Annotated in this window: 8 protein-coding genes; 2 read left to right on the forward strand and 6 right to left on the reverse strand. The window is 72.5% G+C overall.

Going from position 1 to position 11,344, the window contains the following annotated elements; translation table 11 throughout:
* Positions 1 to 20: 20 nt before the first annotated feature.
* From GUI43_RS18825 to GUI43_RS18840, 4 genes are all read right to left on the reverse strand, one after another.
* A complete protein-coding gene (locus GUI43_RS18825) occupies positions 21 to 3,731 on the reverse strand; it encodes a S8 family serine peptidase (protein ID WP_112699394.1) in 3,711 nt (1,236 codons plus the stop codon).
* Between the two features lie 273 nt (positions 3,732 to 4,004).
* Positions 4,005 to 4,613 carry a bifunctional 4-hydroxy-2-oxoglutarate aldolase/2-dehydro-3-deoxy-phosphogluconate aldolase gene (locus GUI43_RS18830; protein WP_112589962.1) on the reverse strand — a complete coding sequence of 203 codons (609 nt, stop codon included), beginning with the start codon at positions 4,611 to 4,613 and terminating at the stop codon, positions 4,005 to 4,007.
* Positions 4,614 to 4,680: 67 nt separating this feature from the next.
* Positions 4,681 to 5,706, reverse strand: a complete 1,026-nt coding sequence (locus tag GUI43_RS18835) for a sugar kinase (RefSeq protein WP_112699395.1) — start codon at positions 5,704 to 5,706, stop codon at positions 4,681 to 4,683.
* A gap of 94 nt (positions 5,707 to 5,800) precedes the next feature.
* Positions 5,801 to 6,664, reverse strand: coding sequence for a S1 family peptidase (locus GUI43_RS18840; RefSeq protein ID WP_112699396.1), 864 nt, complete (start codon positions 6,662 to 6,664; stop codon positions 5,801 to 5,803).
* Between the two features lie 172 nt (positions 6,665 to 6,836).
* Between GUI43_RS18840 and GUI43_RS18845 the strand changes: the two genes are divergently transcribed.
* Together GUI43_RS18845 and GUI43_RS18850 are read left to right on the forward strand one after the other, a co-directional pair.
* The gene (locus GUI43_RS18845; protein ID WP_112699397.1) at positions 6,837 to 8,018 is read left to right on the forward strand and encodes a low temperature requirement protein A; all 1,182 of its coding nucleotides are present in this window, start codon (positions 6,837 to 6,839) and stop codon (positions 8,016 to 8,018) included.
* Positions 8,019 to 8,139: 121 nt separating this feature from the next.
* Positions 8,140 to 9,324 (forward strand): low temperature requirement protein A, encoded by a 1,185-nt coding sequence (locus GUI43_RS18850; RefSeq protein ID WP_112699398.1) that lies wholly within the window; start codon positions 8,140 to 8,142, stop codon positions 9,322 to 9,324.
* Between the two features lie 10 nt (positions 9,325 to 9,334).
* Here the strand turns inward: GUI43_RS18850 and GUI43_RS18855 are convergent, their stop codons facing one another.
* Together GUI43_RS18855 and GUI43_RS18860 are read right to left on the reverse strand one after the other, a co-directional pair.
* On the reverse strand, positions 9,335 to 9,907 hold the full coding sequence (locus GUI43_RS18855) for a nucleosidase (RefSeq protein WP_112589950.1): 573 nt from the start codon (positions 9,905 to 9,907) through the stop codon (positions 9,335 to 9,337).
* A gap of 37 nt (positions 9,908 to 9,944) precedes the next feature.
* Positions 9,945 to 11,344: outer membrane protein assembly factor BamB family protein (locus tag GUI43_RS18860; RefSeq protein WP_146765927.1), on the reverse strand; the 1,400-nt coding region annotated here is incomplete at its 5' end.

The following is an 11,344-nucleotide window of genomic DNA, read 5'->3' on the forward strand; positions in this document are numbered from 1 at the left end:
GGCGGCCGGCCGCAGTGCTGTCAGCGCAGGCCGAACGCCCGGCTGATGCTCTGGCTCACTGTGTTGCCGGCGGTGTCGCGTGCCGTGGTGCGCAGGCTCACGAAGCCGGCCTTCGCCGGTGCGGCCAGCGAGGTACGCCAGCCGTCGCCGTGCCGGGTCAGCCGCTGCTTCTGCCAGGTCGCCCCGTCGTCGTAGGACACCTCGACGGTCACCGCCCCGATCGTGCCGGTGACATCGGGCAGGTGGGAGGCGACAACGGTCAGCGGTGCCCGCCGCGACGCCGTGCCGGCGGAGTCGATGTCCACCTGGTAGTCAAGCTGGATCATCGGCAGGACCTCGGCCGACTCCTCCCCGGTGACCGCCGAGTGGAAGCCCCACTCGGTGCGGGTCTGCCGGGAGTACGGGTTGGTCCAGGCGGCCCGGTCGTTCTCCACCACCAGCCGGTACGGCAGTCGCTGGGACGCCAGCCCGGAGACCTGGAGGTACTCGGCGTTACCCCAGTTCAGCTCCTTGTCACCCTGGTAGAGGGTGGTCCGGTTGACCATGTCGTAGTTCGCGTACGCCTCACCGATGTGACCGCCCCCGTCGCCCCACCCGGGCGCGGGCAGGTAGACGGTGTCCAGGTACCGGACCGGCACGTAGCTGCCGCCCATCCGGGGTCGCTGGATCGGCCCGAACCAGGTGACGGCGCTCGGCTTGCCGGCCGGGTACGTGGTCACCGCCATCAGGTGTTGACCAGTCTCGCCGGCGATGAACGCGTCGTCGATCCACCGCTGGTCGGCGCTCACCCAGTCGGTGCGTCGGCCCTGCGCCGGGGCCGGCTCCTGGTTGCTCGACGCCCAGCCGCGCCAGACGTCGGTGCGGAACTCCAGCGCCTTGCCCTGCCGGTAGTTGCGGAACTCCACGTCGACCCGGGCCAACTGCCGCTTCGTGGGCCGGTAGGTGGGGTCGGCCGGCACCGTGCCGGTCCAGTGGTGCGCCACGTCGTACAGGTAGCTGGTCTCCGGGTGCGACTCGACGGTGAGCCGCACCGCGCCCCGCTCCAGCGCTGCGATGAGCTGCCCGCCCTCGTCGGCGCCGAGGGTCGCCACTGTCACCGGGGCCGGGCTCTCCGGGCTCCACGCCGCCTCGTCCCACGGCTGGAGCCGGCCGACGCCGTCGTTCACGACGAGCAGCAGCTTCGCCCCGGCCGCCGCGGCGGCCTGCGCCTGGGTGGCGATGTCCACACTGTCACTGCGGCGCACCACCACGGCCCGGTCCCGGACCGGACGCTTGGCCAGCCCCGCCGCCGACGCGTCGGCGACGTAGACCGCGTCCAACTGGCTACGACCGGCCGGCAGCGCCGGGGTCGCCCGCTTCACCAACAGATCGTCGTACGAGCGACCGCCCGCCGAAACGGTCAGGGCCGGCTGCTCCAGCCGCCACCGGGCACCGAACTCGAACTCGCCGTCGGTCACCGGACGGCTCGTCGGCAACGCCCACATGCTGTCGTACGAGTCGTCGGGCAGCACCTGACTCTCGGTGAGACCGTTCTTCGTGGACCGGTGGATGTCCATCCGCAGCGCGCTCGCGGTGGCCTCCTGCGGCACCCGGGCCTGCACCTGTCGGGCGGCGCGCGCGTCCAGGGTGACGGTGCGGTCGCGGTCCAGGTTCACGTCGGTGAAGCTGAGCATCGCCATGCCCTTGGAGTGCGGCCCGTGCGCGCCGCGCACGTCCGCGGAGATCCAGCCGTTCCAGCTTCCCACCGGCAGCCGCAGCGTGGCGGTGCCGCTCTCGGGCAGGTCCACGGCGGTGAAGAGGGTGTCGGCGGTGAGGATGACCTTGCCGACGAGCGGCTTGCCGTCGCGGTCCTTGGCGACCAGCGTCAGGTTCTGCCGCTGGCCCTCCTTGCCGGCGCCGATCAGGGTGCGCCCGCGCACCGCACCGGTGTCGTCGGTGGCGACGATCATGCCGCTGACCTGCTTCTCCACCGGCAGCTTGTCGTACGCGGCGGTCACCGTCACGGTGGCGGTGCCGCCTGCGGGCACTGTGACCCGGTCGGCGGAGAGCGCGAACAGTCCGGCCGGCGCGGTGGCCGCGTCGAGGGCCAGCCTCAGGTCGACCGGCGCGCTGCCGAGGTTGGTGTAGGTGACCGTACGGTCAACTGTCGTGCCCGGCTGCTGCGGCCACGCCTGGTAGCCGGAGTAGGCGCTCGGGGTGGCGAAGACGGTGGCGTGCGCGGCGGCGACCGCGTCGACCCGGCCGGCACCCGCCTGGTACGGGGTGTACTCGGGGGTGGCCTTGACCGTGCTGACCAGCGCTTCCTTGATCCGCTGACCGGTCCAGTCCGGGTGCGCGGCGGCGACCAGCGCGGCCGTGCCGGCCACGTGCGGGGTGGCCATCGACGTGCCGCTCATCAGCGTGTAGTCGCCGGAGCCCCGCACGAGGTGCGAGCGGGCCGCCAGGATGTCCACGCCGGGGGCGGTGATCTCGGGCTTGAGCCCGCCGTCGCCGGCGCGTGGCCCCTGGCTGGAGAAGTCGGCGAGGTGGTCGGTGTTGTCGACGGCGCCGACGGTGAGCGCGGAGTTGGCGGCGCCCGGGCTGCCGATGCTGGCCGGGCCGCTGTTGCCGGCGGCGATCACGAAGAGGGCACCGGTCTCGGCGCTGAGTCGCTCAACCGCCTGGCTCATCGGGTCGCTGCCGTCGGTGGCCTCACCGCCCAGGCTCATGCTGACCACCCGGGCCTTCTGCTCGCGGGCCGCCCACTCCATGCCGGCGATGATCCATGAGTTCTGTCCGCTGCCCTCACTGTTGAGCACCTTGCCGATGTGCAGGCGGGCACCCGGGGCGACACCCCGCTCGGCGCCACCGGACGCGGCGCCGGTCCCGGCGATCGTCGAGGCGACGTGCGTGCCGTGGCCCTTGTAGTCGAGGATGTCGGGCTCCTCGGGCACGAAGCTGCTGGACTCGGCGATCTGGCCGACGAGGTCCGGGTGTTCGGCGTCGGCACCCGAGTCGAGCACCGCGACGTCGACACCGGCGGCGGTGTTGCCCTCGGCCCACAGCTTCGGCGCGCCGATCTGCGCGGTGGACTCGGCCAGGTCCGCGTGCACCCGACCGTCCAACCAGACCTTGGCGATGCCGTTGGCCAGGGTCGGGGCGTCACCCGTACGCCGGGTCGAACCGGCGGTCAGCGCGGTCCAGAACCGGTCGGCGGTGGCGCGCTGGCGGGTCAGCGCCGCGCCCTGCACGCTGTCCAACGGTCGGACCAGTTCGGCGCCGTCGACGGTGGGGCGGGTGCGGTTGCGGGCCGCCGCGTCGGTCATCGTGACGATCAGCGGAAGCGCGTCGGTGTGCGCGTCGTCGTAGCCGTCGGCGATGAGGTCGGTGACGTTGAACAGTTGCCGGTCCAGCACACCACTGGTCACGTAGGACAGCGCGGCGTCCGGGTAGACGTAGGTGTCGCCGTCGCGCACTGTGCGGTGGAAGCTCGGGGTGCTGCCGTCCGGCCGGCGCACTGTCGACACCGTGCTGCCGTCCGCCGCGGTGGTGACGGTGACCGTGTCACCGGTGATCAGGGTGACGGTGGACGCGCGTCCGGCGGCGGCCGGGGGTTGACCCGCGGGGCGGTCGGGGTTGTTCGGCGGGGCGGCGGCCGCTCCCGCGCCGGGTGGGGTGAACCCGGCCGCCAGGGTGAGGGCGGCGCCGAGGGCGATCAGCCCGGATCGGCGGCGCCGGTGAGACAGAGCCACGATGACCTCTTTGTGTCGAGAAGTGGTACGCACCACAGCATCGACGCAGAGCCCACCCCAACCGCGCACCGCGCCCCGACGCACTTACGCCATGGCGCAACCCCGCCACCCTCCCCCGCTCTCCCCCCGACCGCGCACTCACCCCGACCGCGCGTCCCGCCTCGATCCCCGTCGATCTTGCACTTGCTGTCGCGACCAAAGGCGCGAATCGGGGCGCATCGACAACCGCAAGTGCAGGATCGGCGAGAGGGGCGGACGGGGAGGGCGGGAGGGTTAGGGGGTGGGGCGGGTCAGGGTGGCGAGGGCGTCCAGTTGGGTGGGGTCGGAGAGGGCGGAGCCGACGGCCACCACGCGTACGCCTGCTTGCAGGAACGCGCCGGCGTTGCTCGCGTCGAGGCCGCCGGTGGCGACGAAGCGCAACTGCGGCAGCGGGCCGGCGACGGCCTTGAACCAGGCCGGGCCGAGGGAGACAGCGGGGAACGCCTTGAGCCAGGTGAGGCCGTGCCGCAGTGCCTGCTGGGCCTCGGTCGGGGTGGCCACACCGGGCAGGTGCGGCAGGCCACGCGCGGCGGCGGCGTCGGCGACCGCGAGGTCCAGGCCGGGCGCGACGGTGAACCGGGCGCCGGCGTCGGCCGCCGCGGCGACCTGTTCGACGTCGAGCACGGTGCCGGCGCCGACGATCCGGTCGCGCTCGGCGCCCGCCTCGACGGCGGCCCGCAGCGCCGGCACCGCGTCGGCGGTGGCCACCGGAACCTCCACCACGTCGATGCCGAGATCCCAGGCACGCTCGGCGAGCCGAACGGTCTCGGCGACCGGCAGGCCGCGCAGGATCGCCATCACCCGGGCGCCGCCGAAGATGTGGTCGAAGTCCGGTGTGGTCATGGTGCACTCCATCCGAGGTCGCGGTGGGACTGTTGCTGCTGGTCGGGTCGCAACCCGCCGGCCCGACTCAGGTCGTCGCCCCCGGGTCGGTCAGGTCGAGCGGCGACCAGGCGTCGTCGGGGGCGTCGATGAGTTTCTCGAACCAGGCCCACGGCGGGACCGGGGCGTTGTCGCCGCTGCTGGTCAACGCCTGCGCCGCGACGAGGTGACCGAGGCGCAACCGCCGCACCGGGTCGAGGCCGCGTAGCAACCCGGCCAGGTAGCCGGCGGCGAAGGCGTCTCCGGCGCCGACCGGCTCCACCACCGTCACCCGGGGCGCGGGCACGAAGACCGGTTCGGCGTCGAGGACCAGTGCGGTGGCGCCCACCGAGCCATCCTTGACCACCACCGTCTCCGGATCGGGCAACAGCTCGCGTACGGCCGTCGGGTCGGTGGTGCCCCAGAGGGTTTCCGCCTCGTCCTGCCCGACGAAGACGAGGTCGCAGCGGTTGGCGAGGTCGCGCAGCACCGGCGCAGCCTGCTCGGCGGACCACAGCCGGGCCCGGTGGTTGACGTCGAAACTGACCAACGCCTGCGCCAGCGGTCGGTCGGTCACCGCGTGCTCGACCAGCGCCCGGCAGGACGCGGACAGCGCCGGGGTGATCCCGGACAGGTGCAACACCCGGGCACCGGCCAGCGCCGGGTCGGCCAGCGTGGCGGGGTCCATCCGGGCGGCCGCCGATCCGGCCCGGTAGTAGTGCACGGCGGTCCCCTCCGGGCCCGGATCCTTGACGTACAGGCCGGTGGGGGCGGCCGGGTCCACGCACACCTGGTCGACGCGGACGCCGGCGGCGGCGACGTGCCGGACGACGGCCCGGCCGAAGGGGTCGTCGCCGACCCGGCTCACCCAGGTCGTCAGGTGTCCCAGGCGGGCCAGGTAACCGGCCACGTTGGACTCCGCCCCACCGACCGACACGGCGACCCGCTCGGCGCGCTCCAACGGCTCACCCGGGGCGGGGCAGAGCACCACCATCGTCTCCCCCACCGCGGCCACCTCGATCGACGGAAGGCCGGCCGGGACACTCGCCTGGTCAGGTCGGGGGGCGGTCGGCATCTGGCACACGTCCTCGCGGCGGGGGTGCTGGGCGTCGCCGAGCCTAGGTGTCCCGCGCGGGACGGGCAACCTGTCGCGCGTCACACCTCGACGCTCAGGGCAACGTCAACCCGTACGCGGCCAGCACCTCCGCGATCGGCTGGTAGTAGGTGGTGCCGCCGGCGGTGCAGTTGCCGGTGCCGCCGGAGAGGATGCCGAGGATGGTGCCGGTGGCGGCCACGTAGAGCGGTCCGCCGCTGTCCCCCGGCTCGGCGCAGATGTTGGTGCGGATCAGGCCGTAGATCACGCCGGTGGCGTAGTTGACGGTCTGGTTGAGACCGGTGACGGTGCCGCAGCGCACGCCGGTGGTGCTGCCGCTGCGGCACACCGACTGGCCGATGTACGCGTTGCCGGGGCCGTTGATGGTGAGCAGGCCGGGGTGGGTGTAGACCGCGCTCGGGTGGGCGATCCGACCGGTGTAGCGGATCAGCCCGTAGTCGTTGGTGGGGTAGCTGGTGGCGGTGCGGGTGCCGAGCACTGTGGTCCGGGCGCTGTCGGTGTACCAGGTGGCAGCGGCGGTGGTGCAGTGCCCGGCGGTGATCACGTAGTAGGTGCTGCCGCTGCGCGCGTTCGCGCCGAGCGAGCAGCGCGCGCCACCGCCGCCGTAGATGCCCTGCCCGCCGGCGATCAGGGGGCGCAGCGTTCCGGGTTCGCGGCGCAGCAGCGCGCCGGCCCGGTCGGTCACCGTCCGTAGTGCGGCCAGTTCGCTGGGGACCACTGTGTCGTCGACGGTGAGGGTCATCCGGCCGGTGGCGGGGTCGAGACCCCAGGCGGTGCCCGCGGTACGTACCCCGGTCAGCGTGGCCGCCGCGTCGGCGGCGGGGACGGTGGCCCGGTCGGGGACGGCGGCCTGCGCCGCACCGGGAGCGACGAGCAGCAGGGTGGTCAGGACGAGGGCGGCCAGCGGGGAGCGGCGCATCCGAACCTCCGAAGAGATCGAGATTAATGGATGCGATAAAGCATCACCCGGCGTCCCGAGCCGTGGCAACCTCCGGCCGCCCCCTTCCCCGACCGGCGGGAATCGCCGATCCGGGGACGGCCCACGTCGGGGCCGCCGATAATTCCTCGGGAGACGCGGCGGGAGGCCAGGCATGACCACCAAAGGGAATGCGGCGCTGGTACGCCGGCTGGACCAGTCGACCCGGGCGACACTGCTGGAGTTGCTCTTCGACGTGGTCTTCGTGGCCGCCCTCGCACTGACATCGAAACTGCTGTCCGAAGAGCTCTCCTGGTCCGGCGGCGCCAAGCTGCTGCTGATGCTGACCGCCGTCTGGTGGACGTGGTCGGTCACCACGACCACGACCGAGTTCTACGATCCGCAGCAACGCCCGATTCAGGCCATCCTGATGATCACCATGGTCGGGTCGGTGGGGATGGCGGCATCGCTGCCGATGGTCAGCATCGGGCACCTGATGGTCTTCGTGATCTCGTACGTCGGCACGCACGTGAGTCGCTGCATCATCCTGGTCACCGCCCTGCACCTGCAGGGGCACCGGACAATCAGGGAGCGGGCCACCCGGTTTCTCTTCTGGTTCACGGTGTCCGGCGTCTTCTGGGTCACCGGCGCGTTGTCAGAGACTCCGAACTGGGGGCTCTGGACGATCGCCATAACGATCGACCTGGTCGCCGCGGCGGCCCGCTACCCCACGCCCCGGCTGGGCCGGATACCGCTCCCCCAGTACGGACGGACCACCGAGCACCTGGGCGAGCGGTACCAACAGTTCATCATCCTGGCCCTCGGCGACATCATCCTGTTGCCGACCCTGCAGGTCAGCCGGGGCCACCTCGACCACCTCCGGCTCGCCTCCCTGCTCTGCGCCTTTGCCACCATGCTGCTGCTCTGGCAGATCTACGTCTTCCGCGCCGGCGAGTTGTTGGTGGCGGCCGGGTCCAAGGGGAGCCGGGCAACGCGGCTGGCCCCGTTCACCCATCTGGTCATGCTGGCCGGCGTGGCCAGCACCGCCGCCGCCTTCGACCTGATCGTCACCAGGCCGACCGGAACGACGCCGGTGCCGTGGCTCGTGTTGATCATCACTGGCCCGACGCTGTTCGTGCTCGGCCGCGTCCTCTTCACCATGGCGGTGTCGTGGGTCGTGCCGTGGCGGCGAATTGCCTGGCAGCTCTTGCCGCTGCTGGTGCTGCCGTGGGCCGGCGGTTGGCCGCCGGTGCTGGTAGCCACGATCGTGGCGCTCGGGTTGGCCGGTCATATCCTGTTTCCCGGAGCGGCCCGGGAGACCACGCCGGGCCTGCGGCTGCGGCAACCCGACGACTGACCCGCGCTCGCCGTGGCAACCTCCGGCCGCCGCGCTTCCCCGACCAGCGGGAATCGCCGATCCGGGGACGGGCCGCGCCGGCACCGCCGATAATCCTCGGAGACACGGCGGGAGGTCGCGCATGACCACCGGAGGCACCGCGGCACTGGTACGCCGGCCGGACGGTTCGACGCGGGCCACACTGCTGGAGTTGCTCTTCGACGTGGTCTTCGTGGCCTCGCTCGCGCTGACCTCGACCCTGCTCGCGGAAGTCCACAACTGGTCCGGCGCCGCGATGGTCCTGCTGATGCTGACGGCGATCTGGTGGACCTGGTCGGTCACCTCCACCACCACCGAGTTCTACGACCCGCAGCAGCGCCCCATCCAGACCATCCTGATGGTCGCCATGGTCGGTTCGGTGGGGATGGCGGCGTCGTTGCCGATGGTCTCCGACGGGCACGCGATGGTTTTCGCGATCTCCTACGTCGGCACGCACGTGATCCGCGGCATCATCCTGGTCACGACGTTGTACCGGAAGCGACATCGGGCGGCCATGGTCCGGGCCACCCGGTTCTTCTTCTGGTTCGTGGTGTCCGGCGTCTTCTGGATCACCGGCGCGGTGTCCGGCACTGTGAACTGGGCCCTCTGGACCATCGCCATCACGATCGACCTGCTTTCCGCCGCGGCCCGCTACCCCACGCCCTGGCTGGGCCGGGTGCCCTTCGACCAGTACGAGCGGACCACCGCGCATCTGGGCGAGCGGTATCAGCAGTTCGTCATCCTGGCCCTCGGCGACATCATCCTGGTGCCTACGCTGCAGGTCAGCCGGGGCCCGCTGGCCGGGCTCCGGGTCGCCGCGCTGTTCTGCGCGTTCGCCATCATGCTGCTGCTCTGGCAGGTCTACGTCTTTCGGGCCGGCGAGCTGCTGGAGGCTGGGGCCGGGCCGAAGTCGGGCCGGCCGGCGCGGGTGGCTCCGTACACCCACCTGGTGATGCTGGTCGGGGTGGTCGCCACGGCGGCCTCGTTCGACAGGGTCGTCAGCCGGCCGACCGGCACCACGCCGGTGGGGTGGCTGTTACTGATCCTGGGCGGGCCCACGCTGTTCGTGATCGGCCGCGCCCTGTTCACCCTGCTGGTGTCCATGCTCGTGCCGTGGCGGCGAATGCTCTGCCTCCCCCTGCCGCTGCTCACGCTGCCGTGGGCCGGCCGCTGGCCGCCGCTGCTGGTCACCACGGTCGTGGCGCTCACGCTGGCGGCGCACATCCTGGTTCCCGGAGCGGCCCGGGAGACCACGCCGGGCCTGCGACTGCGGCAACCCGACGACTGACCCGCCACGCTCAGGCGAAGTGTCGAGCGGCCCACTCGGCGAGGTCCCGGGCGCACGCGTCCACCGACTCCTGCCAGGTCCGGGCCGCACCCTCCCCCGCCTCGTCGCTGACCTGCTTGACCAGCCGGCACGGCACGCCGGCCTGCGCCGCGGCCCAGGCCACCGCGTACCCCTCCATGTCGACCAGGTCGGCGCGCTGCGCCAACCGGTCCCGCTCCGCGTCGTCGGCCACGAAGGTGTCACCGGTGGCCAGCACCGCGCCCTCGGCGGCCAGCGACAGCGGCGCCCCGTAGGTCTCGCCGGTGAGCGTGCGCAGCAGCTCGGTGTCCAGGTCGTGCTGGAGCACGGTGGCGACCTCGTGAATGCCGGCCCACCCGGGACGCAACGCGCCCGCCGTACCCAGGTTGAGCAGCAGGGCGGGGCGCGGCCCGGCGGCCAGCACCGCCGCCACCGCGCTGGCGGCGTTCACCTTGCCCATACCGGTGAGCAGGACCGGCAGCTCAGGCGGCAGGTAGCGGGCCTCCTCCCCCACGGCAAGAACCACCAACGGACGATCGGCGCGGACCGTACCTCGAAGATTCACCGGAGCATCGTACGAGCCGTCCGGTGGACCGTTGACGTCAGTCGTCGGTGAAGCGGTACAGCACGAAGTCCTTGTCCGCGCCACAGGCGATCACGTGGGTGTTCCACGAGCAGGACGAGCTGCGCACGTCCTTCAGCTCACCCAACTCGTCGACCTCCCCGGACTCGGCCCACACCCCGGCCAGCACCCGGTTGTCCGCGACCACGCTGGGCGCCTTGGCGAAGACCAGCAGGTTGCCCGCATCGAGGCGGACCGCCACTCCGCCCCGGTCCCTCAGCACCGGCTTGCCGGCGGCGTCGAAGACGGTGACGGTCGGCTCCGGGAACTCCCGCTGGGCGAGCACCTGCTCACCCAACGGAACCAGACCGGTCACGCCCGGCGCCGACCAGCTGATCATGCGCTCACCCTCGGTGGCCGCCACCACCTCGGTGCGCGCGACGTCATTGTTCGGCACCTGCAACAGGCAGGCCCGCCGCTCACCGCAGGCGATGAGCTCCTTCGGGCGGTACTCGTCGTTCCCGGACCGGTGCAGCACCACCGGCTCGGCGTCGGAACCCAGGTCGTACGCGAGCAGCTGGTAGCCACCCTCGTTGGCGGCCACGTACAGGCGGTCCTCGTGGGCGACCACCAGGTCGTCGAGGTCGGCGACGCTGCCCCACTGGCGCAGCACCGCGCCGGATGCCATGTCGATCAGCCGCACCGAGCGGTCCGCACCCACCTGGACGAGTCGCCGCCCCTTGCTCGTCCACGGGTTGCGGGGCGTGCCGTCGAGGAAGGCGGGCCCGCCCGCCGCCGCGTCGGTGCCGACCGGCCGGACCACGGTACGGCCACCGGGGTACTGGCCGCGGGGGTTGGGCTGCCTCCACTTCGCCGATCCGTCGGTCAGGCGCAGGCCGACCAGTTCGTCAGCGGCCCTGTCCACCAGCACCGCCGTGTCGTCGGCGAAGTAGACGTCGTCGTCACCACGCAGAACGCGCTGCCAGCGCTGCTCGCCCTTACGGCCGTCGAGGACGGCCAGCGGTCGGGGGGTGCTGTCGCCCGGTGCGTCGGCGAGGACCGCGACCCCACCGGGGATGGCGATGATCGCCTTCCAGTCGTCGGCCCGCACGTCTGTCGGCTTGCGCCACAGCGTGTCGCCGGTGCTGGCGTTGACTGCCACCACCTCGACCCGGTCGTCCGGCAGCGGGAACGCGAGGTAGGCCCGGTCGTCGAGCACCGCCGTCCACATGTCGACCGGCCGTTCGGCACCGGCCGACGGCCGGGACAGCTCGCGCAGCGAGTCGAACTTCAGATCCGGGTAGCGGTCCCGGGTCAGGTAGAGCGTCGCCGCGGTGGCCACCCCGACCAGGGCCAGCACCGCGCCGAGCACCACCCAGCGCGCCCGCCGCCAGCGGGTCGCGCCGCCCGGCGGGGTCGGGGTGCCGCCGGCCAGGCCCG

Source organism: Micromonospora noduli (assembly GCF_003264365.1).
GTDB lineage: Bacteria > Actinomycetota > Actinomycetes > Mycobacteriales > Micromonosporaceae > Micromonospora > Micromonospora noduli.

Coding starts and splice junctions, on each gene's coding strand:
- GUI43_RS18830 (WP_112589962.1), bottom strand. CDS start 4,613: ATGACCACACCGGACTTCGACCACATCTTCGGCGGCGCCCGGGTGATG.
- GUI43_RS18835 (WP_112699395.1), bottom strand. CDS start 5,706: ATGCCGACCGCCCCCCGACCTGACCAGGCGAGTGTCCCGGCCGGCCTT.
- GUI43_RS18840 (WP_112699396.1), bottom strand. CDS start 6,664: ATGCGCCGCTCCCCGCTGGCCGCCCTCGTCCTGACCACCCTGCTGCTC.
- GUI43_RS18845 (WP_112699397.1), top strand. CDS start 6,837: ATGACCACCAAAGGGAATGCGGCGCTGGTACGCCGGCTGGACCAGTCG.
- GUI43_RS18850 (WP_112699398.1), top strand. CDS start 8,140: ATGACCACCGGAGGCACCGCGGCACTGGTACGCCGGCCGGACGGTTCG.